A 23,614-nucleotide genomic window follows, 5' to 3' on the forward strand; every position below is an offset into this window, starting at 1 on the left:
GGCTTGTCCGCGAGCGCACACGGGAGCCCCCAGCGCACCCCGCACCGACACCCGTCTTTTCGGAGGTTCTTCCGTGTCCACCACCGCGCAGTCCACGTCCGCCACGCCTGGCTTCGACGAGGCCCCCGGCCGCTACAAGGTCCGTTCCCTCGCGCTCGCCGAGTCCGGCCGCCACCAGATCCGCCTCGCCGAGCACGAGATGCCCGGCCTCATGGCGCTGCGCGCCGAGTACGGCGAGTCCAAGCCGCTCACGGGCGCCCGTGTCGCCGGCTCGCTGCACATGACCGTGCAGACCGCCGTCCTCATCGAGACCCTGGTCGCGCTCGGCGCCGACGTCCGGTGGGCGAGCTGCAACATCTTCTCGACGCAGGACGAGGCCGCGGCGGCCATCGCCGTCGGGCCCCACGGCACGCCGGAGGACCCGCAGGGCGTGCCGGTCTTCGCCTGGAAGGGCGAGACGCTCGAGGAGTACTGGGACTGCACCGAGCAGATCCTCGTGTGGCCGACCGCAGAGGGGGGCCACGCGGGCCCCAACATGATCCTCGACGACGGCGGCGACGCCACGATGCTGGTCCACCTGGGCCTGCAGTACGAGCGTGCCGGCGTCGTCCCGCCGAACACCCTGCCAGGCGAGCCCGACCACACGCACGAGATGAACGTGGTGCGCGACGTGCTGCGCCGCGCCCTCGCGCAGGACCCGCTGCGCTGGACGGAGATCGCCCAGAGCATCAAGGGCGTCACCGAGGAGACGACGACGGGCGTGCACCGCCTGTACCACCTGGCCGAGGCCGGCGAGCTGCTCTTCCCGGCGATCAACGTCAACGACTCGGTGACCAAGTCGAAGTTCGACAACAAGTACGGCATCCGCCACTCGCTGCCTGACGGCATCAACCGCGCCACCGACATCCTCATCGGCGGCAAGGTCGCGTTCGTCGCCGGCTACGGCGACGTCGGCAAGGGTGCCGCGGAGGCGTTCCGCGGGCAGGGCGCGCGCGTCATCGTGTCCGAGGTCGACCCGATCTGCGCGCTGCAGGCCGCGATGGACGGCTTCCAGGTCGCCCGCATCGAGGACGTGCTCGACGAGGCCGACTTCTTCATCACCACGACCGGCAACAAGGACGTCGTCCTCGCCGAGCACATCGCGGCGATGAAGGACAAGTCCGTGGTCGGCAACATCGGCCACTTCGACAACGAGATCGACATGGCCGGGCTGGCGGCGGTCCCGGGCATCGTCAAGACCGAGATCAAGCCGCAGGTGCACGAGTGGACGTTCCCCAGCGGGAAGTCGGTGATCGTGCTCAGCGAGGGGCGCCTGCTCAACCTGGGCAACGCGACCGGGCACCCGTCGTTCGTCATGTCGAACTCGTTCTCGAACCAGACCATCGCGCAGATCGAGCTGTTCGTCGACGCCGCGAAGCCCGAGGGTGAGCGGCAGTACGAGCGACAGGTCTACCGCCTGCCCAAGGTGCTCGACGAGAAGGTGGCCCGCACGCACCTGGACGCGCTGGGCGTGCGCCTGACGGAGCTCTCGAAGGAGCAGGCCGAGTACATCGGCGTGCCGGTGGAGGGCCCGTACAAGCCGGAGCACTACCGATACTGACGCCCGAGCGAGGGAGAGGCCTGGACCGGCCTCTCCCTCGCCGGTGGTGTGACGCGCGACACGGGGGATGTCCCCCCTCGGACTCGGCGGTGCGCCCCGTTACCTTCGGCGCGCGCACCCCGGGAGGCTTGAGGCATGAACGCGAACACCGCCTCCGTCTTCTCCGCCCGCACCTGGCGCGAGTACGGCTACCTCTGGGTCGCCCTGCTGCTGGCGCCGTTCGGGCTGACCTACGTCATCCTCGTGCCGCCGCTCGCGGCCGGGCTGCTCGTCACCGTGGTGGGCCTCTTCGTGGCCGGCGGGCTGGTGCTCGGCGCACGGGGATGGGGAGCGGCCTACCGGGGGTTGGCTCGCGGCCTCCTCGACGAGCCCGTCGCCGACCCGCCCGCCTTCGTGCGCCCGCGGGGCTTCTGGCGCTCGCTCGGCGCGATGCTGTTCGACGGCAACGGCTGGCGCGCGCTGCTGTTCCTGCTGGTGGCCTTCCCGCTGTCGATCCTCGGGTTCGTCGTCTCGACGACCTTCCTCGCCATCGGCCTGGGCGGGATCACCTACTGGATCTGGTGGCGGTTCCTGCCGCTCCAGACCATGGCCGACGGCTCGCAGCACCGCGGCTTCTCGATCATGAACGGCGACTGGTACTGGTTCGCCGACACGCCGTCGCGCATCGCGCTGATGGCGCTCGGCGGCGTCGTCTTCCTGGCGATCTGGCCGTTCCTCAACCGCGGCTTCGCAGGCCTCTTCCGCCTGCTGTCCCGCGGCCTGCTCGGCCCGACGGCGGGCTCGGTCCGCGTCGCCCAGCTGCGCGCCTCGCGCGCCGCCGCCGTCGAGGACGCCGATGCCCGCCTGCGCCGCATCGAGCGCGACCTGCACGACGGAACGCAGGCCCGCCTGGTCGCCGTCGCGATGCAGCTCGGCGAGGCGCGCGAGCACCTCGCCACGGGCGGCGACCCGGCGCTCGCCGCCGACATCCTCGACACCGCGCACACCTCCACCAAGGAGGCGCTGACCGAGCTGCGTGAGATCGCGCGCGGCATCCACCCGCCCGCGCTCGACGACGGCCTCGCGGTCGCGCTCGAGACGCTCGCCGCACGCACGCCGCTGCCCGTGACGGTCGACGTCGACCCGGCGGTCGAGGCCGACGGCGGTGTCTCGCCGGCGGTGCGGTCGATCGCCTTCTTCACGGTCGCGGAGCTGCTCACCAACGTCGTCAAGCACGCGGGCGCCAGCGGCGCGTACGTGCTGGTCGACCGCCCCGACGCGGGGACGCTGCACCTGCGGGTGCGCGACGACGGCCGGGGTGGCGCCGTCGTCGTCACCGGGGGCACGGACGGGCGCCGCACGGGGCTCGCCGGGCTCACCGAGCGCGTCGCGACCGTGGACGGGACCTTCCACCTGACCAGCCCGGAGGGTGGGCCTACGGTGGTCGACGTGACGCTGCCGACCACCACGCGCCCATGACCACAGCGCCCTCGGCGGGGCCGTTGCGCGTCGTGATCGCCGAGGACTCGGCGATCCTGCGCGACGGCCTCGTCGCGCTGCTGTCCCGTCGAGGGCACGACGTCGTCGCGGTGGGCGACGGCGACGCGCTGGTGAAGGAGGTCGGGCTGCGGGCCACGGCCGGCGAGCTTCCTGACGTGGTGGTCGCCGACATCCGCATGCCGCCGAGCTTCACGGACGAGGGCATGCGGGCGGCGTCGGCGCTGCGCGCGGCACACCCGGCGTTGCCGGTGCTGGTGTTCTCGCAATACGTCGAGACCCGTTACGCGGCGCAGCTCCTGGCGGCCGGCGCGGGCGGCGTCGGGTACCTGCTCAAGGACCGCGTGGCCGACGTGCGCGACTTCGTCGACGCGCTCACGCGGGTCGCCGAGGGCCAGACCGTGCTGGACCCCGAGGTGGTCACCCAGCTCATGGGCTCGGCGTCGGCGGGCGACCCCGGGCTGGCGCGCCTCACGCCGCGCGAGCGCGAGGTCCTGGGGCTCATGGCCGAGGGCCGCTCCAACGGTGCGATCGCCGAGCGGCTGTACCTGTCGTACGGGGCCGTGGAGAAGAACGTCGCGTCGATCTTCGCGAAGCTCGGCCTCGAGGCCGACGCCGCCGACCACCGCCGCGTCCTGGCGGTGCTTCGCTACCTCGGCACGTAGGGGGACCACCTGGGCGCCGCCGTCGCGGCGCCGCTCGCCGGTCGACGCAGGTTCGAGGTGCCGCGGTCGCGTCAGTCGCGCGGGTCCGCGATCGCGTAGGGCAGGCGGTGCAGCGTCGCGGCCTGCTCGGCGGCGCGGTCGCGCTCGCGCAGGCCGCGGGCCAGCTCGCGGTCGCGCCGCTCGTGCAGCACCGCGTGCAGGAACGCCTCCGGAGGTGTCCCGTGCGGCGGCGCCGGGGCCACGTAGGGCTCGACGCGCCCGGCGAGATCGTCCGCAAGCGCCGCGCGCGACGACGGCGCCAGCCGCGGCGCCCGGTCGATCAGCCGGCGGGCGGCGAGCGCGAGGCCGTCGGGCAGCCGGCGCATGTCCGCGGCGCGGGCCCAGCCCGCCAGCTCGGGCGGCATGGCCAGCGGCACCTGCCAGCCCTTGCCGCCCCGGACCCGGATCACGTACGTGCCCGCCACCATGTCACCGAGGCGCTTGCCCTTGGCGTTGGAGAGCGAAGCGATGAGCGCGACGCCGCCAAAGGTCAGCCAGAGCTCGAACACGCCCAGCAGCGCCCGGATGAGCGCGTGCCGGAACCGGACGGGGCCGCCGTCGTCGCGCACCACGCGTACCCCGGTGGCGAGCTTGCCCACCGACCGGCCGCGCGTGAGCGTCTCGACGGTCACGGGGATCCCGACGAACACCGCGACGACGAGCACCACGCCGCCGGCCTGCGCCCACTGCGCGCCGATCTGGTCGAGGCTCACGCCCACCACCACCGTGATGAGGTACAGCACCGCGACGATGATGAGCGCGTCGAGCAGCCCGCCCATCGCGCGCGTGATGAACGACGCCGGGCGCGCGTCGAGGACAACGCCCTCGCCGATGAGGATGCCGTCGTGCACGGGGTTCTCCTTCCGGAGTGGTGTCTGTGGCAGGGTAGCGGCCGTGGACCTCGACGCCTTCACCAGCGTGCACACGCCCGCGTGGGAGCGCCTCGCCGCGCTGGTGCGCCGGCGCCGGCTCGACGGCGCCGAGGCGGACGAGCTGGTGCGCCTCTACCAGGAGGTCGCGACCCATCTGTCCACGGTCCGCTCGGCCGCGCCCGACCCTGTGCTGGTCACGCGACTGAGCGACCTGCTCACGCGTGCCCGCGCCCGCATCGCCGGCGCCCACGAGCCCGCCTGGTCCGAGGTCGTGCGCTTCGCCGTCGTCACCGTTCCTGCCGCGCTGTACCGGGTGCGATGGTGGGCGCTCGGCGTGACCGTCGCGTGCCTCGTCGTGGCCGTCGTCGCCGGCGCGCACGTGGCCACCGACCCCGACGCGCTCGCGGCCATGGGCACGCCGTCGGAGCGTGAGAAGTACGTGCACCAGGCGTTCGCGGCGTACTACGACCCGCAGGCGTCGTTCGCGGCGATGGTGTGGACCAACAACGCATGGATCGCCGCGCTGGTCATCGGGCTCGGGATCACCGGGATCGGCCCGGTGTACGTGCTCGCGCAGAACGCCGTCGGCGTCGGAGCCACGGGCGGCATGATGGCCAGCTACGGGGAGCTCGACACGTTCCTGCAGCTCATCGCGCCGCACGGGCAGCTCGAGCTCACGGCGGTGTTCGTGGCCGGGGCGGCCGGGCTCAAGACGTTCTGGAGCCTCGTGGACCCGGGGCCGCGCAAGCGCTCCGTCGCGCTGGCCCAGGAGGGCCGTGCCCTGGTGACCTGCGCCGTGGGGCTGGCGGGCGCGCTGGCACTCTCGGGCCTGGTCGAGGGGTTCGTCACGGGCTCGGGCCTGCCGTGGTGGCTGAAGATCGCGATCGGCACGGTGGCCCTGGTGGCCTTCTGGGCCTACGTGCTGATCCTCGGCCGCCGCGCGGTCAGGGCGGGGGAGACGGGCGACCTGACGCTGGACCAGGCGGGCGCGGTCACCCCGACGGCCGCCTGAGCCCAAGCTAGAGCCGGCCCGCCGCCTTCAGAGCCAGGTACGTGTCCGCCAGTCGCGGCGGCAGCAGCTCGGGCGGGGCCTCCAGCACCTCCGCGCCGTGGCGGCGCAGCACGGCCGCGACCGCCGCATGCTCGAGGTCACCGCGGGCGGCCGCCGCCGCGTCGTAGACCGACGCCGGCTCCCTGCCGTCCCGCAGCGCGGCCACCTCGGGGTCCACGACGCCCGCCACCACCACCTGGTGCCTGTCCACGAGCTGGTCGACGACGCCGAGCAGGCCCGTCTCGACGGCGGCCGGGTCCAGCGCGGTGAGCAGCACGACGAGCGCCCGCTGCGACACGTGCGCCCGCACCTGGCCCACGAGCCCCGGCCAGTCCGTCTCGAGCAGCCGCGGCTCGACGCCCGCGAGCGCCTCCGCGAGCTCGGGCAGCAGGCGCGGCCCCGAGGCCCCCGCGACGCGCGCGCCCAGCGACCGGTCGAACGCGATGACCTGCACGCGGTCCCCGGCGCGGTCCGCGAGCGTGGCGAGCAGCAGGGCCGCCTCGATCGACGCGTCCAGTCGCGGCGCGCCGGTGCCGCCCGGCCCGGTGCCGATGCGGGTCGCGGCGGTGCGGCCGGTGTCGAGCACGATGAGCACGCGCCGGTCGCGCTCGGGCCGCCAGGTGCGCACGACGACGTCGCCGCGCCGCGCGGTGGCCCGCCAGTCGATCGAGCGGACGTCGTCGCCGACCACGTACTCGCGCAGCGAGTCGAACTCGGTGCCTTCGCCGCGCACCTGGACCGCGGAGCGGCCGTCCATCTCGCGCAGGCGTGCGAGCCGGGACGGCAGGTGGCGGCGGGAGGCGAACTCGGGCAGCACGCGCAGCCGTGCGGGCACGTCGATCGAGGCCTGCCGCGCCGCGAGCCCGAGCGGCCCGAACGAGCGCACCGTGACCGGGCCGGCGGGCCGGTCGCCGCGGCGCGTGGGCAGCAGCGGCGTCACGAGCCGCGTGCCGTCGCCCGGGGCCAGGGCGACGCGGTGGCGGGCGGTGTGCACCGTCCGCGCGCTCGCGGCCCCGACGGCCGCGCCGCCGTCGTCGTGCGAGGAGACGGCGAGCGACGGCGGCCACGCGTCGCGGACGAGCGCGCGGAGGCGGCGCCCGGCGGCGTTGTGCACGCTGAGCTCGGACCGGGCGCTCTCGCCGAGCCGCACGGATGCCGGCACGCGCCGCGTGAGGGCGACGCGCCGCGGCGACGCGGCGAGCAGCGCGTCGGCGACGCACGCGGCCGCGACGACGCCGGCCCAGACGAGGACGGTCCCGGGCGCGGGCCACAGCAGCACGGGCACGATCCCGAGAGCGGCGAGCGCGAGCGCCCGACCGGTGATGGTCACCGGGGGACCGGGACGGTGGCCAGGACCGAGGACAGGATCGTCTCCGCCGTCACGCCCTCGAGCTCGGCCTCGGGGCGCAGCTGAACACGGTGGCGGAGGGTGGGGTGTGCGAGGGCCTTGACGTCGTCGGGCGTCACGTAGTCGCGCCCGTTCAGCCAGGCCCACGCCCGCGACGTCGCCAGCAGCGCCGTCGCACCGCGCGGAGAGACACCGAGCGAGAGCGACGGCGACTGCCGCGTCGCCCGGCACACGTCGACGGTGTACCCGAGCACCTCGGGGGCGACGGCGACCTTGCGCACCTCGGCGCGGGCCGCGGCCAGCTCGGAGGTCCCCGCCACCGCGCGCACGCCCGCGGCCGCCAGGTCGCGCGGGTCGAACCCGGCGGCGTGCCGGGCCAGCACCTCGATCTCCTGCTCGCGCGGCGGCACGGTGAGCACCACCTTGAGCAGGAACCGGTCGAGCTGCGCCTCGGGCAGCGGGTACGTGCCCTCGTACTCGACGGGGTTCTGGGTGGCGATCACCAGGAACGGGTCGGGGAGCGGCCGCGGCGACCCGTCCACGGAGACCTGCCGCTCCTCCATCGCCTCGAGCAGCGACGCCTGCGTCTTCGGGGGGGTGCGGTTGATCTCGTCGGCGAGCAGCAGGTTGGTGAACACCGGACCCGCACGGAACGAGAACTCCGCGGTGCGCGCGTCGTAGACCAGCGAGCCCGTGACGTCCCCCGGCATGAGGTCGGGCGTGAACTGCACGCGCTTGGTGCCCAGGTCGAGGGAGGCGGCCAGGGTGCGCACCAGCAGCGTCTTCGCGACGCCCGGCACGCCCTCGAGCAGCACGTGGCCCGAGCACAGCAGCGCGATGAGCAGGCTCGTCACCGCCCCGTCCTGCCCGACGACAGCCTTGCCGACCTCGGCGCGGACGGCGTTCAGCGCCTGCCGCACGGTCGGGTCCGATCCAGGGGTGGTCACTGTCGGTGAACCTCGCTCTCCAGCTCGTCGAGCCGCCGCGCCAGCGCGGCGAGCGCGGCGTCGTCGGCAGGTGGGGGTCCGTACAGCAGGCCCGCGATCTCCTGCGGGTCGCGGGAGGTCGCGCGCACGACGGCGTCGGCGAGCGTGGTCGCGTCCGCGGTGCGGGGCACGCCGAGGCGCCCGGCCATCCGGTCGGCCGACGCCGCCCTCAGCGCGGCGGCCGCGTGCCCGCGCGCGCGGGCACGGCGGTAGAGCCGTCCGCGACCGCGCGTGGCCTCGGCGGCCGGCACGACGACGGGCAGGTCCTCGGCCACCAGCGGGCCGAGCCGCCGGGACCGCCACACCGCGGCGACCAGCGCGCAGAGCAGCGCCCACAGGGCGACGATGCCGGCCCACGGCGGCAGGACCCCGGCCTGGGCGTCCACGCCGCCGCCCGTCGACGCGTCGAACGGGTCGGGCACCAGCCACACGAGCCGCTCGTGCGCGCCGAGCAGGTGGAGCGCGAGCGCCGCGTTCCCCTGCGTGGTCACGTCCGCGTTGCGCACCAGCGCCGGGTCGCCGACGGCGGTCACGGTGCGACCGTCCGCGCGCTTCTGCGCGAGGGCGACCCCGTCGCGGGCCGGGTAGCAGCCGGTCGCGGCGCCGTCGAGCAGCTCGAGCGCGGCGTCGAGCTCGACCACGCCCGCCGCCTGGGCCGCGGGGACGTCGCACGCGGGCCCGCGCGCGCCGCCCGCGGGGACGACGGCGAGCCCGACCGATCCGTCGGTCGCGAGGTCCAGCAGCGTCCCGCCCGGCGCGAGGAGCACCAGGTCGGCCGGCACCTTCGCGAGCGCGGCGGCCTGGTCGTCGGTCAGGAGCGGAGCAGGGGTCACGAGCAGCGTCGTGCCCGGCCCCGCCGCGCGCACGGCGGCGTCCACGGTGCGCACGTGCCGCACGTCCACGCCCTGGCGTCGCAGCACCTGGGCAACGGCGCGTGAACCGTCCGGCGACGTGGAGTCGGGCGCGTACGGTGTGGCCGACGTCTCCGGGCGCGAGACCGCCAGCACCGCGACCACCAGCGCGAACACGGCGAGCACCAGCACGGTCCAGCGTGCTCGCCGCCAGCGCCGCCGGACGCGCTCGGCCGCCGTGGTCCCGTCGCCAAGGACGGGGGTGAGGATCACGGTCACGGCGCACCTACCCGGGCCGAGCCTGCCTGCGCGTCGAGCTCGCGAAGGATGACGTCGTCGGCTGCGGAGGCCCCGTGCTCCCCGTAGACGACGTCGTCGAACAGCGTGGCTCCGCCGTGCAGCGCGTCGGCCAGCTCCGGTAGGCGGGCGCCGGCGGCGAGCGAGGCCTCCTGCGCCGTGCGACCGGGCTCCTCGTCGAGCACCGCACGCTCCTCGAGCCCGCGCACCACCGCCCGGAAACGCTCCGCCACGGCCGTCGCCCAGTCCCCGCGTGCGGCGGCGTCGTCGGCAGCCGCGCGCAGCTGCGCCGCGGTGCGGGCGTCGTCGGGCGCGACGACGGGCGCCGCGCGCCGCCGGGCACGGGCGAGCCGTACGGGTCCGGTGACCCACCGCGCGACCAGCACCACCAGCGCGACCACCGTGACCACCCCGAGCAGCACCTGCCACGGGGGAGCGGCGAGCCCCGGCACGCCCTGGAACAGGCCGATGAACCAGTCCCACAGCCGCTGCAGCAGCGACGGCTGCGTGGCGTACTCCGGGCGCGAGAGCTCCTCGATCAGCCACCGGCGGGCCATGTCGCGGTCGGGCGTGACCGGCACGTCGGCGCCGACCAGCCCGGCGAGCGCCGCCGGCAGGAGCATGGCTCAGCCCCGGCGCTCGGCCGCGGCCGCGGCCAGGGCGACGTCGAGGCCCTCTCGCCGCATGCGCAGGTCGACGTAGAGCAGCGCGACGACGCCGGCGAGGAAGATCGTCGAGACGGCCGAGCCGAGCACCGTGGTGACGATGGAGGTGACCAGCACGGACGCGGTCGCGGAGCCGCCCGCCACGGTTGCGATGCCGCCCACCAGGCTGAGCGGCACGGCGATGACCTGCGCGATCACGCCGACGATGAACGACGCGAGCAGGTAGATGCCGAACACGCGCCAGAACGACCCGCGGGTCAGCACCCACGCGCGGCGCACGGTGGCCCAGAGCCCCGCCTTCTCGAGCGCGAGCGCCGGCGGCACCAGCAGCAGGCGCGTGCTCAGCCACACGGCCGCGGCGACTGCCGCGAGGACCAGGAGGACGCCGATCAGGCCGGCCGCCAGCCCGGAGGCCTGCGAGACGGCGTAGATCAGGCCGACGGCGAGCGCCACGAAGGCGCCGACCACCACGAGCAGCGCCACGGTCTGCAGCAGCGACCACCCGATGAGCACCCACACGCGCGGTCCCACGCGGTCCCAGACCTGGCGCACGGTGGCCTTGTCGCCGAGGACGGAGCGGCTGACCGACACCGTGAGGAGGCCGTTGACGATCGGCCCGGAGAGCAGGAAAGTCAGCCCTGCCCCCGCCGAGGACGCGTAGAGCTGCGCGAGGCCGCCTGCGGTGAAACCGATGGTGAGCCCGGAGTCCCGCAGGGCCGGGTCGTCGAAGATCGGCCCGACGAGGCGGGTGATCCCGGGAACCAGGAGCTGGCCGACCAGGACGCCGATGACCGTCGCGGCCAGGATGACCAGCGTGGCCAGCCCGAGCATCACGGCCGGGTTGTGCCGCACCGCGCTGAACGCGCCGTCGTAGATCTCACCGAGGGTCAGCGGGCGTAGCGGGACGATGCCCGGCTTGTCGGCCGCGGGGCGGTACGGCGTCTGCCCGTACGGCGTGCCGTAGGGGGTCGGCGGCGGGGTCGGCGCCGCCCCGTACTGCCCGTAGCGGGGCACGTCGCCCCAGCCCGAGGGCGGGGGGACGGGCGCCGCGGGCTCGGGCGGCGCGGGTGTGACGTCGTCGGGCTGCTGCGGCGTGCTCATGCTCTCCCCGGGTGGGTTGGGCGGTCGGTCCGGTCACGATAGCGCGAGGGGCCGGGGCAAAGGCCCCAGTTCACAGGTTCAGCCTGGCAGACTGGTCGCATGAAGTCCCGCGTCCTTGTGGTCGACGACGACACGGCCCTCGCCGAGATGATCGGCATCGTGCTGCGCACCGAGGGATTCGACCCGATCTTCTGCGCCGACGGCGACGGCGCCCTCGCGGCGTTCCGCACGTCGCAACCCGACGTGGTGCTTCTCGACCTCATGCTCCCGGGCAAGGACGGCACTCAGGTGTGCCGCGAGATCCGGGCGGAGTCCGGCATCCCGATCATCATGCTCACCGCCAAGAGCGACACGGTCGACGTCGTGCTGGGCCTGGAGTCCGGCGCCGACGACTACGTCTCCAAGCCGTTCAAGCCCAAGGAGCTCGTGGCCCGCATCCGCGCGCGCCTGCGCCGCACGGAGGACCCGGGCCCGGAGCGGCTGCTCGTCGGCGACCTCGAGATCGACGTCACCGGCCACACCGTGGTGCGCAACGGCGCCCGCATCAGCCTCACGCCCCTCGAGTTCGACCTGCTCGTCGCCCTGGCCCGCAAGCCGTGGCAGGTCTTCACGCGCGAGGTGCTGCTCGAGAAGGTCTGGGGCTACCGGCACTCGGCCGACACGCGCCTGGTCAACGTGCACGTGCAGCGGCTGCGCTCCAAGGTCGAGCGTGACCCGGAGAACCCCGAGATCGTGCTGACCGTGCGCGGCGTCGGCTATAAGGCAGGCGCCCCGCAGTGACCCCTGCGGCGAGCCCCGCGACGCCCCGCCACCGCCTTGCGGCGGCGGGCGACCTGTGGCGCCGTGTGCGCGTGCTGCCCGGTCGCAGGGCCCGTCGGCTCGTGCACCAGTGGCGCTCCTCGATGCAGGTGCGCGTGGTGACGACGGCGCTCGCCGTGGGTGTCGTGGCCGTCGCCATGCTCGGCGGGTTCCTCTCGACGTCGGTGCGTGACGGCCTGTTCGACCAGCGTGTGCACCAGCTCGACCTCGAGTCGGCCCGCTCGGCCGGCGTCGTGCGCGAGGCGTTCACGTCCTCGCCCGTGACGTCCAGCGCCGACGTGCAGGCCCTGATCATCTCCATGGTGGACCCGCGGCGGAACGGTGCCACGAGCGCCCGCGGCTCGATGCTCGCCTCCGCGGGGGACACCGCCTCGGTCGGTCTCAGCGACATCGCCTCCCCGCAGGGGATGCGCAGCCTCATCTCGCCGCAGCTGCGCGCCGCGACGCTCGCCTCCGACCACCAGATGTGGCAGTCGGTCCGCATCCCGGCGGCGCTCTCGGACTCCGGTCACGAGGAGCCGGGCGTGGTGTTCGGCGCGGTGGTCGAGGTGCAGACCGCGGGCCGGTTCGGGCTCTACACGCTGTACTCGCTGCAGCCGGAGCAGGAGACGCTGCGCTTCGTGCAGCGCACCCTTGCGCTCGGGGCCCTGGCCATCCTTGCGCTCATCGGCGTCATCACGTGGCTCGTCACCCGGCAGGCGGTCACGCCCGTCCGGCGCGCGGCGGCGACGGCCGCGCGCCTGGCCGACGGCCACCTGTCCGAGCGCATGCCCAGCAAGGGTTACGACGAGATGGCGACGCTCGCGCGGTCCTTCAACGAGATGGCGGCCAGCCTGCAGGACCAGATCCGCCGCATGGAGGAGCTGTCGACCGCCCAGCGACGCTTCGTCTCCGACGTCTCGCACGAGCTGCGCACGCCGCTGACCACGATCCGCATCGCCGGTGAGGTCATCCACGCGTCGCGCGACGAGCTCGAACCCGCGGCGCGCCGCTCGGCCGAGCTCCTGCAGCAGCAGCTCGACCGCTTCGAGGAGCTCCTCGCCGACCTCCTCGAGATCTCCCGGTTCGACGCCGGGGCGGCGGTGCTCGACGTCGAGCAGCTCGACCTCGAGGGCATCGTCGGCGCCGTCGTCGACACCGCGACGCCGCTCGCGGAACGCAAGGGGGTGTTCCTCTCGGTGAAGCTCCCCGAGGATCCGGCGGTGGCCGACGTCGACCCGCGCCGCGTCGAGCGGATCCTGCGCAACCTGGTGGTCAACGCCATCGAGCACGCCGAGGGCAAGCCCGTGGAGATCACCGTGGGGTGCAACGCGCAGGCGGTGTCGGTCGTGGTGCGCGACCACGGCGTCGGGATGACGCCCGAAGAGGTCGCGCACGTGTTCGACAGGTTCTGGCGCGCCGACCCCGCGCGCGCCCGCACCACGGGCGGCACCGGCCTCGGCCTGGCGATCTCGCTCGAGGACGCCCGCCTGCACGCGGGCCGCCTCGAGGCCTGGGGCAAGCCGGGGCACGGGGCCAGCTTCCGGCTGACGCTGCCGCGCCGCGCCGGCCTGTCCGTCGAGAGCCCGCCGCTGCCCATCGTGCCCGAGCCGCGCGCCCTGGCCGGCCTGCCGCCCGGCCAGATCCCCGTCGTCGTCGCGGCCGACCCCACCCCGACGGCGATCCCCGACCTCAGCGGGCTGCCGGCCGACCACCTCGAGGCCGACCTGGACGTGCGCCACGGGCTGGAGGCACGCTCATGACCGGCGTCCGCACGCGGGCACGCGCCGTGGCGGCCGCCACGCTCGCGGCGGCGCTCCTGGCGGGCTGCGCGTCCATCCCTACGGACGGCCGCGTCCGTCAGGGCGGCGACGACGTCGCGCGCGGCGGCGACATCGGCATCATCGCGCCGGGTCCCGCGTTCGACGCGGAGCCGGACGCCATCGTGCGCGGGTTCCTGCAGGCCGCCCAGGCCGGGCCGACGTCGACGACGCCGTTCAGCGTGGCCCGCGAGTACCTGACGGCGCCCGCGGAGGATGCCTGGAAGCCGTACTCCCAGGTGATCGTGCTCGACGGCGTGATGCAGGTGGAGTCACCCGAGACGGTGGACGAGCAGCCGGACCGGGCCGTCGTGCACGCGTCGGGCACCCTCGTCGCCTCGGTCGACGAGAACGGCGTCTACACCGAGGAGCCGGCGCCGTCCACGAAGGAGACGACCTTCGAGCTGACCCGCGAGGCCGGGCAGTGGCGCATCACGTCGCTCGAGGACGGCCTGCTCATGCCGTCGCAGTTCTTCACCTCGACGTACCACCAGACCCGCCTCTACTTCCCGACACCGGACCTCAAGTCCTGGGTGCCGGACGTGCGGTGGTTCCCCCAGCAGACGTGGCGCACCAACGCCGTCCAGGAGATCCTCGCGGGGCCGCCGGACTGGCTCGGCGCCGCCGTGGCGCCCGTGCTGCCGGCGGGCACCGCGCTCGCGCTCAACTCGGTGACGAAGGGTCCCGACGGCAGGTACCAGGTGCCGCTCACGGACCAGGTCAGCGAGGCGTCCGGGGCCGCGCGCGGGCTGTTCGCGGCGCAGCTGCGCGCGACGCTCTCGGACGCGACGGGCGAGAGCGCGGGTGTCACGCTGCTCGACCGCAACGGCCCGATCGTGCCGCCGGTGGTCGACACGCCCGCCTTTCCGCGGACCAGCGGGCTGGCGCTCGTGCTGCGCGACGGCCGGCTCTGGAACCTCGCCGGCCGCCAGCTCCAGGTCGCCGACGTCGACGCCGACCTCCACGGGCTCGACCCGACGGCGCTCGCGCTCGGCAGCGGCGCGGACCCCGTCGTCGTCCGCGACGGCACGACCCGCATCGTCCGCGTCACCGGTCACCGCGAGGTGCTGCTCGAGGGGACGTCTCTGGTGGCGCCCTCCGTGGACCGCTTCGGGACCACGTGGAGCGGCGACCGCACCGGGCCGATCCAGGCGGTGCTCTCCACGGGTGGCCAGTACCCGGTCTCCGCTCCGTGGCTCGAGGGCCGCGTGATCCTCTCGCTCGCCGTCTCGCCCGACGGCGCGCGCATCGCCGTGGTGTCGTCCGGTGCGGGCGGCCAGCTCGTCCAGGTGGCAGGCATCGTGCGCGACGCGCACGGCGTGCCGACGGCGCTCCCCGAGCCCTTGACCGTCGGCAACCCGGTGCACGGGGTGACGCGGGCGGTGTGGCAGGACGAGGCGGTGCTCGCGCTGCTGGGCCAGGAGGACGGCGCGTTCGGCGTCTATCTCGCGGGTGTGGGCGGCCAGGGAGGTTCGGCCGGCGGGCTCACGCGCAGGCTCACCGGCATCACCGACGTCGCGGCGCTCAGCGCCTCGGTCGGCAGCGGCGGCATCCTCGCGCTGGACAACCAGGGGGTGCTCTACCTGCACGAGTCGTCGGCGGTGTGGCCGGTGGTGGGGCAGGGCGTGAGCCTGATGGCGTTCCCGGGCTGAGTCGTCCACAGGCCGCCCCGGCGACGGTCGGTCCCTTGCCAGACTGACCGCGTGCCCTGGACCGCCTTCCGCGAGCTCGCCCGCCTCGTCGTGCCCGTCGAGTGCCCCGGCTGCGGCGCCGCCGACACCCCGTGGTGCCCCGCGTGCGCCGGGTGGCTCGCCGGCCCGCCGACGCGTGTCGAGGCCGCCGTCCCGCGCCTCGACCGCCTCGACGGCGTCGCCCCGCTGCCGGTCTGGGCGCTTGCCGGCTACGAGGGCGCGGTGCGCGGCGTCGTCGTCGCGTGGAAGGACCGCGGCCGAGCGGACCTCGACGCCCTGCTCGCGCCGGCCGCGGGCCGTGCCGCGGCGGGGCTCGCACCCGCTCTCGCGGCCGCCGTCGGGCGGCGCCCGCTGCTGGTGGTGCCGGCGCCGTCGAGCGCCTCCGCCCGCCGCGCCCGTGCGCGTGACCACCTGCACCCGGTGGGCCGCGCGATCGCCGCCGCGGTCGACGGTGCGTACGCACCCGTCCTGCGCCGCGTCCGCGGCTCCGACCAGGTGGGCCTGGGAGCCCGCGCCCGCGGCGGCAACGTCGCCGTCCGCGTCGACCTGCGTGCCCTGGCGCGCGCTGCCGAGCGCATGGGCAGGCCGGGCCCGCCGGCGTGCCTCCTGCTCGACGACGTGGTCACCACCGGCGCCACGCTGGCCGCCGTCGAACGGTCCCTCGAGGCCGCCGGCGCGGACGTCCTCGGCGCGTTCGTGCTGGCAGCGACCCCCGCCCCGGGCGACGCCGGCGGGCGCCGTCGTGCCGCCTCGGGACGGCCAGCAGATCGACCCGCGCCAAGGGCGCCGGATAGCGGTGTTGTCGAGGGGTGAGCAGGACTAACGTGGGTCCTCACCGGAGGCGCCGATCCCGCCTTCGGGCCGCCAGTGGCCCGTGCTCGGGCGCGTCTTGGAGGTGGTGCCATTACCGGTATCCGGTCACCGGATGCCCCGACAGAGCACACCGGGCGCCCGCAGGGCGGGTGCCGTCCCGAAGAAGGGAGCTACACGATGGAGATCGTCGTCGTCGGCAGGCACACGGACGTGCCGGAGCGTTTCCGGCGCCATGTGGAGGACAAGCTCGCCAAGGTCACGCAGCTCGCGCCGCTCGCGCAGCGCGTGGACGTCGAGGTCACGCACGAGAAGAACCCCAAGCTCTCCGACGTGTGCGAACGCGTCGAGCTCACCGTGCGTGCCAAGGGACCCGTGATCCGCGCGGAAGCCGCCGCGGACGACCGCTACGGTGCCCTCGACCTGGCCATCGACAAGCTGATCGAGCGCCTGCGCCGCAGCCGGGAACGCCGCAAGGACCACCGTCGCACCTACGTGCTGGCTCCGGTGGACGTGCGCCCCTACGACGCGGTGAAGGCCGCGGAGCCAGAGCCTGCCGCGCCGCCGGTGCCGCTCGTCCCCGACGGCGACGCCGTCGAGCACCAGCTGGGCGACTCGCCCGTGGTGATCCGCCAGAAGCTCCACTCGGCCGACCCGCTGACCGTCGACGACGCCGTGTACCAGATGGAGCTCGTGGGCCACGACTTCTTCCTCTTCATCGACAAGGAGTCGGCTCGGCCCTCGGCGGTGTACAAGCGCAAGGGCTGGACGTACGGAGTGGTCCAGCTCGACCAGCAGTGCGAGGGCATCCTCCCGGTGAGCGCGCTGACCTGACTGGCGGCTGAGCGACCGATGTCGGTGGCGGCGGGCACCATGAAGAGGTGACCGCCGCCACCGTCGTTCTTCCCGGGGCCGGGGCCGTGAAGGCGCGGACCGAGCGCCTGTCGCGTTCCCAGGCCCGCCGCGTCGCGCTGGCCGCCCAGGGTCTGCACCGCCCGCGCCCCCCGCGGCCCACCCGTGGCCCGGGCGAGCGGCAGGTGACGGCCACGGTACGGCGCCTGGGGCTGTTGCAGATCGACTCCGTGAACGTGCTGGCGCGCGCCCACCTGGTCCCGCTCTTCTCGCGGCTCGGCCCGTACGACGTCGGTCTGCTGGACCGGCTGCAGTCGCGCACGCCCCTGCAGCTCGTGGAGGCGTGGGCGCACGAGGCGTCGTTCGTGCCCGTCGAGACGTGGCCGCTGCTCGAGTGGCGGCGCCGGGACTTCCGCGACCACGCCTGGAACGCGATCTCCTCCGCTCTCGAGAACCACCCCGCCGAGCTCGCGGCGGTGCGCGCGATCCTCGCCGAGCGCGGCCCGGTCACGGCGTCGGAGATGCACGAGCTGCTCGAGGTGGACGGCGGCACCCGGCGCCCGGCGAAGGAGGAGTGGGGCTGGAACTGGTCGGCGGCCAAGCGCGTGCTCGAGTACCTGTTCTTCACCGGCGAGGTGGTCTCGGCCGGCCGCAGCCTGCAGTTCGAGCGCCTGTTCGACCTGCCCGAGCGCGTGCTGCCGCGCGCGGTGCTCGACGCGCCGCCGGTGACCGACGCCGAGGCGATCAAGGGGCTGCTCGAGCTCGGCGCACGAGCCCACGGCGTCGCCACGGTGCGCGACCTGCGCGACTACTTCCGGCTGCGCCGCGGCATCACCAACGCGCTCGTGCCGACGGCGGTCGCCGAGCTGGTCGAGGAGGGCGTGCTCGTCCCGGTCGACGTCGACGGCCTGCGCGGCCCCTGGTACCGGCACCGCGACGCGGCGGTGCCCCGCCGAGCCGCGGGCACCGCGCTGCTCAGCCCCTTCGACCCGCTCGTCTTCGAGCGCACACGGCTCGAGGAGCTCTTCGGCACCACGTACCGCATCGAGATCTACGTCCCCGCGGCCAAGCGGGTCCATGGCTACTACGTGCTGCCGTTCCTCGAGGACGAGCGCATCACCGCGCGCGTGGACCTCAAGGCCGACCGGCGAGCCGTGGGCGGGGGCGTGCTGCGCGTGCAGTCGGCGCACGCCGAGCCGTCCCTCGCCGCGGCGGACTACGGCGCCACCGCGGAGCGTCTCGCCGTGGAGCTGCGGACGATGGCGGGCTGGCTGGGGCTGGGCGACGTCGTCGTCGAGCCCGCGGGGAACCTGGCCGGGGCGCTCGGTGCGGCGCGTCCGGGTGGTTGAGCCCGGCAAGGCCACCCCGACCGGCGACGGCGCTTTGCGTCGGCGGGCTCGACCAGCCTGCGCGCGCCGGAGGGTGCGACGCGCGGCGGACGGGCCGTTCCCCCAGGGGCGAACCCGGGCCGGCGCCCAGGTTCGCGGGCCTAGGATGGCCGGGGTGTGACTTAGGTCCACCTTGACCATCACGACTTAGGAGAACCGCGTGCCTGCGATCCTCGAGAAGGTGCTCCGGCTCGGCGAGGGCCGGATCCTGAAGAAGCTGCAGGGGTTGGCCCAGCAGGTCAACGCCCTGGAGCCGAGCTTCACGGAGATGAGCGACGAGGAGCTGCGCGAGGAGACCGCCCGGTTCAAGGAGCGCCTCGCCCACGGCGAGACGCTCGACGACCTCCTCCCCGAGGCGTTCGCGACGGTGCGCGAGGCCGCACGCCGCACCCTCGGCCAGCGGCACTTCGACGTGCAGCTCATGGGCGGTGCCGCCCTGCACCTCGGCAACATCGCCGAGATGAAGACCGGTGAGGGCAAGACGCTCGTGGCCACGACGGCCGCGTACCTCAACGCCCTCGAGGGCAAGGGTGTCCACGTCATCACCACCAACGACTACCTGGCCAAGTACCAGGGCGAGCTCATGGGCCGCGTCTACCGGTTCCTCGGCATGACCACGGGCGTCATCCTCACGGGCCAGTCGCCGGCCGAGCGCCGCGAGCAGTACGCCGCCGACATCACGTACGGCACCAACAACGAGTTCGGCTTCGACTACCTGCGCGACAACATGGCGTGGTCGACCGACGACCTGGTGCAGCGCGGCCACCACTTCGCCATCGTGGACGAGGTGGACTCGATCCTCATCGACGAGGCCCGCACGCCGCTCATCATCTCGGGCCCTGCGTCCGGCGACGCGAACCGCTGGTACACCGAGTTCTCGAAGGTCGTGCGCCGCCTCACCCCGGGCGACGACTACGAGGTGGACGAGAAGAAGCGCACCGTCGGCGTGCTCGAGCCCGGCATCGCGAAGGTCGAGGACTACCTCGGCATCGACAACCTCTACGAGTCGCTCAACACGCCGCTCATCGGGTTCCTCAACAACGCCATCAAGGCCAAGGAGCTCTTCAAGCGCGACAAGGACTACGTCGTCCTCAACGGCGAGGTCATGATCGTCGACGAGCACACCGGCCGCATGCTGCCCGGCCGTCGCTACAACGAGGGCATGCACCAGGCCATCGAGGCCAAGGAGGCCGTGGAGATCAAGGCGGAGAACCAGACTCTCGCCACGATCACGCTGCAGAACTACTTCCGCCTCTACGGCAAGCTCGCGGGCATGACCGGTACGGCCGAGACCGAGGCCGCCGAGTTCCAGGGCACCTACAAGCTCGGCGTCGTCCCGATCCCGACCAACCGGCCGATGCAGCGCCTCGACCAGGCCGACCTCGTCTACAAGAACGAGGAGGGCAAGTTCGGCGCCGTCGTCACCGACATCGTCGAGCGGCACGCCAAGGGCCAGCCGGTGCTTGTCGGCACGACGTCGGTCGAGAAGTCGGAGTACCTGTCAGGCCTGCTGCGCAAGGCCGGCGTGCCCCACTCGGTGCTGAACGCGAAGGAGCACGAGCGCGAGGCCTCCGTCGTCGCGCTCGCGGGCCGCAAGGGCGCCGTCACCGTCGCCACCAATATGGCCGGCCGTGGTACGGACATCATGCTCGGCGGCAACGCCGAGTTCCTCGCCGTGCAGCACATGGCCGACCGCGGGTTCGACGCCGTCGAGCGGCCTGACGAGTACGAGGCCGCGTGGCCCGAGATGCTCGAGAAGGCCAAGGAGGCCGTCGGAGCCGAGCACGACGAGGTCACCGAGCTCGGCGGCCTGTACGTGCTGGGCACCGAGCGGCACGAGTCGCGCCGCATCGACAACCAGCTGCGCGGCCGTTCCGGCCGTCAGGGCGACCCGGGCGAGTCCCGCTTCTACCTGTCGATGCAGGACGACCTCATGCGCCTGTTCAACTCGGGCCTCGCCGAGTCGATGATGAACCGCGCCGGGTTCCCGGACGACGTGCCGCTCGAGTCGAAGATGGTCACGCGCGGCATCCAGTCCGCGCAGTCCCAGGTCGAGGCGCGCAACTTCGAGATCCGCAAGAACGTCCTCAAGTACGACGACGTCCTGTCCCGCCAGCGTGAGGTCATCTACTCCGAGCGCCGCCGCGTGCTCGAGGGCGAAGACCTCGAGGACCAGGTGCGCCACTTCCGCGGCGACGTCATCACGGCGTACGTCGACGGTGCCACCGCCGAGGGTGCGCCGGAGTCGTGGGACCTCGAGGGCCTGTGGACGGCGCTCAAGTCGGTCTACCCGATCTCGATCTCGGTCGACGACGTGGTGCAGGAGGCGGGTGGCATCGGGAGCGTCTCGCGCGAGATGGTGCTCGAGGAGCTGAAGTCCGACGCGCAGGTCGCCTACGACGCCCGCGAGGAGCTGCTCGGCGAGCCCGCGATGCGCCAGCTCGAGCGTCGCGTGGTGCTGTCGGTGCTCGACCGCAAGTGGCGCGAGCACCTCTATGAGATGGACTACCTCAAGGAGGGCATCGGCCTGCGCGCGATGGCTCAGCGCGACCCGCTGGTCGAGTACCAGCGCGAGGGCTTCCAGCTCTTCTCCGCCATGACCGACGCCATCAAGGAGGAGTCGGTCGGCTTCCTGTACAACCTCGAGGTCCAGGTGCAGCAGGAACCGACGGCGCCCGTCGTTGACGCCGCCGCCGCGGCAGCCGCCGCGCAGTCTGCACCGGGTCTGACGGCGGTCGCGCCCCAGGCTCCTGCGGAGGTCGAGGCACCGGTCGAGGCGCCGGTCGAGGCGCCCGCCGCGGTCCAGCAGGCGCCGGCCGTGGCGCGGCAGGCAGCCCCCGTGCTGCTCGGCAAGGGCCTCGAGGAGCGCCGTCCGCAGGTCCCGCTGTCCTTCAGCGGCCCGGCCGAGGCCGGCGCCACGTCGTCCTCCGGCGACGGCACCGACGCGGCCCGCCGCTCGCGGCGCGCGCTGCACGGCGAGGCCCAGGCGACGGAGGCCGACGGCCGCACGTTCCCGGGCACCCCGCGCAACGCGCAGTGCCCGTGCGGCTCAGGCAAGAAGTACAAGGTCTGCCACGGTCTGAACGAGGCCTGACCAGCACGCGCACGACACGAGAGGCCCCGCACCGGTCGGTGCGGGGCCTCTCGCGTCTTGCTCTGCGATCAGCCCAGCTCAAGGACCGCGATGCGCCACTGACCGCGGCGGACCTCCAGACGGGCGGCCGCCGCGCGCACACGGTCGTGGTCCTCGAGGACCACCGTCGCCTCGGCGGTCTCGCCGCGGACCTCCATCCGCACGCGCCGTACCTGCACCGGACGCGCGCCCGACGGCGGGCGGGTGGCTGCCGGCGCCTCGCGCAGCAGCCGCGCGCGCTCGGTGAGCTGGTCGAGCACGACGGGCGTGACCCACCGGGCCAGCTGCGCCGCCGCCCGGTCACCGCGCAGCACCTCGACGGCCGCGCGGACCACCGAGCAGCACATCGCCGTCGGGTCGGGGAGCGGGGGAGCGGGCTGCTCGACGACGGGCCGGGCCGTGGCCAGCTCCTCGACGCCGTCGTCGGCGAAGGTGCGGTCGCTGCCGAGCCGCACCCGCCGCACGCGAAGCGGGCGGGTCGGCGCCTCGGGCGGTCGCCCGGGCCTCTGCGGTACCGCCCGGACGCGCAGGCTGCGGGTGACGGGCGGCGTGGTGTCGTGCTCGACGATGCTGGACATCGGTGTCTCCACGGTGGTCGAAGGTCGGTGCGTCACGAGGGCCGGACGAGGATCTGGCCGGGCAGGACGAGGTCCGGGTCGGCGCCGATGACGCCGCGGTTGGCGTCGTACCACCGCACGGTCGCCTCGAGGATCTGCGCGTCGGTCGGCTCGCCCCCGAGCGAGCGCGCGGCGATGCCCCAGAGCGTGTCCCCGCGGAGGACGACGACGGTGCCCTCGCCAGGCGCAGCAGCCGAGGCCGCCCGGGGAGCGGAGGGGAGCGGCGGCGGAGGCGCTACCGGCGGTGGCGACGGAGACGGGTCCGCGGTGGCCGGCGGGGAGGGAGCCACCGCGGCCGAGGCCGGCGACGGCGACGCTTCACGCACCACGGCCGTGGGCTGCCACGCCAGGTCCACGCCCCCGGGGATGCTCGCATCCAGGCCGTCCGCCGCGCTTCCTGCGTCGGCGACGACGGTGGCCGCCGCCGGCCCGGTCACCGGTGTGGCCGCGAACGCCGTGGCAGGCCCGAGCGCGAGCCCGGCGCCGACCCCGACGCCCACCCCGGCGCGAACCAGCCGCCGGACGACGCCGGGCGCGAGCCGCCGGACCGCGGCCTCTCCGGATCGCCAGCGCACGCCTGCGCGGGCAGCCCCGACGACGACGAGGCCCAGCGTGGCACCCAGTGCGACCCAGGCCGCGGCGAGCGCGGCGGCGGCGACGATGCCGAGCTCGACCCAGTCCTCGGCGCGGGCGCCGGGTGACGCCGCGCGGGGTGTGATCGCGACACCTCGCGCGGCGAGCATGGCCGCGGCGACGCCGAGCCCGGAGGCGAGCGCCAGCAGTCGTCCGACGCTCGCAGCCCTGGTTCGCGATTCCATGTGAGCCCCTGGTGATGACGTTTGATGGCGGTTGATGCCCTGTGACGCGAAAGAGAACCACACGCCACGCTGGATGTCCAGCGCCATCGGTGGACGGATCTCCGCAGATCCACGCGATCCATGACACCCTGTTCCGCGGCACGACGCCGTGCTGCCGGCAGCAGGAAGCCGGGAGGGGGAACGATGACCACAACACAGGGGCCCACGCGCTGGGAGCTGCTCTTCGCCGACCTGGAGGCTCAGCTCGCCGCGCACGACCAGGCGACCCGCGACGGCGAGGTCGCCGAGCTGACGCGCGCCGAGCACGCGTCGATCACGCTCGCGGACCGGCTGCGCGCCGTCGTCGGCGCCGCCGTCACGCTGGAGCTGCTCGACGGCGAGACCGTCCAGGGCCGGATGCGCCAGGTCGCCACTGCCTGGTTGCTCCTGGAGGGCCGCGGCGCGAGCGGCCGCACGGAGCACCTGGTCCCGCTCGCCGCGGTCGGGGCAGTGATAGGCCTGACCAGGCACGCCGTCCCGTCGACCGCGCGCACCGACACGCTCGGCCTGGGCGTCGTGCTCCGCGAGCTGCAGCGCGACCGCGCCCGCGTCGTCGTGCGCACCGTCGGCGGGCAGGCCGCCGGGCGGCTCGCCCGCGTCGGGCAGGACCACCTCGACCTGGAGGAGAACGACCGCGCGCCGGTCAGGCTCCGGACCGTGCCCTTCGCCGGGCTGTTACGGGTGAGCCAGGCGTGAG

Annotated in this window: 20 protein-coding genes and 1 pseudogene; 13 read left to right on the forward strand and 8 right to left on the reverse strand. The window is 74.3% G+C overall.

Features of this window, described 5'->3' with window-relative positions; genetic code table 11:
* Positions 1-73: 73 nt before the first annotated feature.
* From ahcY to ACO4JP_RS05345, 3 genes are all read left to right on the forward strand, one after another.
* Positions 74-1,600: an adenosylhomocysteinase gene (ahcY, locus tag ACO4JP_RS05335; RefSeq protein ID WP_425956347.1), complete on the forward strand. Its 1,527-nt coding sequence runs from the start codon at positions 74-76 to the stop codon at positions 1,598-1,600.
* Between the two features lie 135 nt (positions 1,601-1,735).
* Entirely contained in the window at positions 1,736-3,058 is a 1,323-nt protein-coding gene (locus ACO4JP_RS05340) for a sensor histidine kinase (RefSeq protein WP_425956348.1), read from the forward strand.
* Entirely contained in the window at positions 3,055-3,741 is a 687-nt protein-coding gene (locus ACO4JP_RS05345; RefSeq protein ID WP_425956349.1) for a response regulator transcription factor, read from the forward strand. The genes ACO4JP_RS05340 and ACO4JP_RS05345 overlap by 4 nt, the downstream gene beginning before the upstream one ends.
* A 71-nt stretch (positions 3,742-3,812) precedes the next feature.
* Here ACO4JP_RS05345 and ACO4JP_RS05350 read toward each other — a convergent pair whose 3' ends face one another.
* Positions 3,813-4,631 carry an RDD family protein gene (locus ACO4JP_RS05350; protein ID WP_425956350.1) on the reverse strand — a complete coding sequence of 273 codons (819 nt, stop codon included), beginning with the start codon at positions 4,629-4,631 and terminating at the stop codon, positions 3,813-3,815.
* A 43-nt stretch (positions 4,632-4,674) separates the two neighbouring features.
* Between ACO4JP_RS05350 and ACO4JP_RS05355 the strand changes: the two genes are divergently transcribed.
* Positions 4,675-5,664 carry a stage II sporulation protein M gene (locus ACO4JP_RS05355; RefSeq protein ID WP_425956351.1) on the forward strand — a complete coding sequence of 330 codons (990 nt, stop codon included), beginning with the start codon at positions 4,675-4,677 and terminating at the stop codon, positions 5,662-5,664.
* A 7-nt stretch (positions 5,665-5,671) separates the two neighbouring features.
* Here ACO4JP_RS05355 and ACO4JP_RS05360 read toward each other — a convergent pair whose 3' ends face one another.
* The 5 genes from ACO4JP_RS05360 to ACO4JP_RS05380 are packed head-to-tail and all read right to left on the reverse strand — an operon-like array spanning position 5,672 to position 10,951.
* Positions 5,672-7,033 (reverse strand): DUF58 domain-containing protein, encoded by a 1,362-nt coding sequence (locus tag ACO4JP_RS05360; RefSeq protein ID WP_425956352.1) that lies wholly within the window; start codon positions 7,031-7,033, stop codon positions 5,672-5,674.
* On the reverse strand, positions 7,030-7,998 hold the full coding sequence (locus tag ACO4JP_RS05365; RefSeq protein ID WP_425956353.1) for an AAA family ATPase: 969 nt from the start codon (positions 7,996-7,998) through the stop codon (positions 7,030-7,032). The genes ACO4JP_RS05360 and ACO4JP_RS05365 overlap by 4 nt, the downstream gene beginning before the upstream one ends.
* Complete coding sequence (locus tag ACO4JP_RS05370) at positions 7,995-9,167, reverse strand: DUF4350 domain-containing protein (protein ID WP_425956354.1); 1,173 nt, start codon at positions 9,165-9,167, stop codon at positions 7,995-7,997. The genes ACO4JP_RS05365 and ACO4JP_RS05370 overlap by 4 nt, the downstream gene beginning before the upstream one ends.
* Positions 9,164-9,808: a DUF4129 domain-containing protein gene (locus ACO4JP_RS05375; protein ID WP_425956355.1), complete on the reverse strand. Its 645-nt coding sequence runs from the start codon at positions 9,806-9,808 to the stop codon at positions 9,164-9,166. Before ACO4JP_RS05375 ends, ACO4JP_RS05370 begins: the two co-directional genes overlap by 4 nt.
* 3 nt (positions 9,809-9,811) lie before the next feature.
* The gene (locus ACO4JP_RS05380) at positions 9,812-10,951 is read right to left on the reverse strand and encodes a glycerophosphoryl diester phosphodiesterase membrane domain-containing protein (protein ID WP_425956356.1); all 1,140 of its coding nucleotides are present in this window, start codon (positions 10,949-10,951) and stop codon (positions 9,812-9,814) included.
* Between the two features lie 99 nt (positions 10,952-11,050).
* Here ACO4JP_RS05380 and mtrA point away from each other — a divergent pair, with 99 nt between their 5' ends.
* The 8 genes and pseudogenes from mtrA (at position 11,051) to ACO4JP_RS05420 (ending at position 21,404) form a co-directional block, all read left to right on the forward strand.
* Entirely contained in the window at positions 11,051-11,731 is a 681-nt protein-coding gene (mtrA, locus tag ACO4JP_RS05385; RefSeq protein ID WP_425956357.1) for an MtrAB system response regulator MtrA, read from the forward strand.
* Positions 11,728-13,512, forward strand: a complete 1,785-nt coding sequence (gene mtrB / locus ACO4JP_RS05390) for an MtrAB system histidine kinase MtrB (protein WP_425956358.1) — start codon at positions 11,728-11,730, stop codon at positions 13,510-13,512. Before mtrA ends, mtrB begins: the two co-directional genes overlap by 4 nt.
* The gene (locus tag ACO4JP_RS05395; RefSeq protein ID WP_425956359.1) at positions 13,509-15,221 is read left to right on the forward strand and encodes an LpqB family beta-propeller domain-containing protein; all 1,713 of its coding nucleotides are present in this window, start codon (positions 13,509-13,511) and stop codon (positions 15,219-15,221) included. The genes mtrB and ACO4JP_RS05395 overlap by 4 nt, the downstream gene beginning before the upstream one ends.
* 51 nt (positions 15,222-15,272) lie before the next feature.
* Positions 15,273-16,073 (forward strand): ComF family protein, encoded by an 801-nt coding sequence (locus ACO4JP_RS05400; RefSeq protein WP_425956360.1) that lies wholly within the window; start codon positions 15,273-15,275, stop codon positions 16,071-16,073.
* A 177-nt stretch (positions 16,074-16,250) separates the two neighbouring features.
* Entirely contained in the window at positions 16,251-16,904 is a 654-nt protein-coding gene (gene hpf / locus ACO4JP_RS05405) for a ribosome hibernation-promoting factor, HPF/YfiA family (protein WP_425956361.1), read from the forward strand.
* Positions 16,905-16,951: 47 nt separating this feature from the next.
* A complete protein-coding gene (locus tag ACO4JP_RS05410; RefSeq protein WP_425956362.1) occupies positions 16,952-18,271 on the forward strand; it encodes a winged helix-turn-helix domain-containing protein in 1,320 nt (439 codons plus the stop codon).
* A gap of 199 nt (positions 18,272-18,470) precedes the next feature.
* Positions 18,471-20,970, forward strand: a pseudogene (gene secA / locus ACO4JP_RS05415) (preprotein translocase subunit SecA); the annotation flags it as partial.
* A gap of 179 nt (positions 20,971-21,149) precedes the next feature.
* The gene (locus ACO4JP_RS05420; protein WP_425957058.1) at positions 21,150-21,404 is read left to right on the forward strand and encodes an SEC-C metal-binding domain-containing protein; all 255 of its coding nucleotides are present in this window, start codon (positions 21,150-21,152) and stop codon (positions 21,402-21,404) included.
* 68 nt (positions 21,405-21,472) lie between these two features.
* Here the strand turns inward: ACO4JP_RS05420 and ACO4JP_RS05425 are convergent, their stop codons facing one another.
* The gene (locus tag ACO4JP_RS05425; protein WP_425956363.1) at positions 21,473-22,021 is read right to left on the reverse strand and encodes an Rv3235 family protein; all 549 of its coding nucleotides are present in this window, start codon (positions 22,019-22,021) and stop codon (positions 21,473-21,475) included.
* Positions 22,022-22,053: 32 nt separating this feature from the next.
* Positions 22,054-22,878, reverse strand: coding sequence for a LysM peptidoglycan-binding domain-containing protein (locus ACO4JP_RS05430; RefSeq protein WP_425956364.1), 825 nt, complete (start codon positions 22,876-22,878; stop codon positions 22,054-22,056).
* A gap of 183 nt (positions 22,879-23,061) precedes the next feature.
* Here ACO4JP_RS05430 and ACO4JP_RS05435 point away from each other — a divergent pair, with 183 nt between their 5' ends.
* Positions 23,062-23,613 (forward strand): hypothetical protein, encoded by a 552-nt coding sequence (locus tag ACO4JP_RS05435; protein ID WP_425956365.1) that lies wholly within the window; start codon positions 23,062-23,064, stop codon positions 23,611-23,613.
* The last annotated feature ends 1 nt before the right edge of the window (position 23,614 follow it).

The sequence above is a fragment of the Xylanimonas sp. McL0601 genome (assembly GCF_049852175.1).
GTDB lineage: Bacteria > Actinomycetota > Actinomycetes > Actinomycetales > Cellulomonadaceae > Xylanimonas.

Bases quoted from the DNA above. Each gene is read 5' to 3' on its own strand.
- ACO4JP_RS05340 (WP_425956348.1), top strand. From the start codon at position 1,736: ATGAACGCGAACACCGCCTCCGTCTTCTCCGCCCGCACCTGGCGCGAG.
- ACO4JP_RS05345 (WP_425956349.1), top strand. From the start codon at position 3,055: ATGACCACAGCGCCCTCGGCGGGGCCGTTGCGCGTCGTGATCGCCGAG.
- ACO4JP_RS05375 (WP_425956355.1), bottom strand. From the start codon at position 9,808: ATGCTCCTGCCGGCGGCGCTCGCCGGGCTGGTCGGCGCCGACGTGCCG.
- ACO4JP_RS05380 (WP_425956356.1), bottom strand. From the start codon at position 10,951: ATGAGCACGCCGCAGCAGCCCGACGACGTCACACCCGCGCCGCCCGAG.
- mtrA (WP_425956357.1), top strand. From the start codon at position 11,051: ATGAAGTCCCGCGTCCTTGTGGTCGACGACGACACGGCCCTCGCCGAG.
- ACO4JP_RS05395 (WP_425956359.1), top strand. From the start codon at position 13,509: ATGACCGGCGTCCGCACGCGGGCACGCGCCGTGGCGGCCGCCACGCTC.
- hpf (WP_425956361.1), top strand. From the start codon at position 16,251: ATGGAGATCGTCGTCGTCGGCAGGCACACGGACGTGCCGGAGCGTTTC.
- ACO4JP_RS05425 (WP_425956363.1), bottom strand. From the start codon at position 22,021: ATGTCCAGCATCGTCGAGCACGACACCACGCCGCCCGTCACCCGCAGC.
- ACO4JP_RS05430 (WP_425956364.1), bottom strand. From the start codon at position 22,878: ATGGAATCGCGAACCAGGGCTGCGAGCGTCGGACGACTGCTGGCGCTC.
- ACO4JP_RS05435 (WP_425956365.1), top strand. From the start codon at position 23,062: ATGACCACAACACAGGGGCCCACGCGCTGGGAGCTGCTCTTCGCCGAC.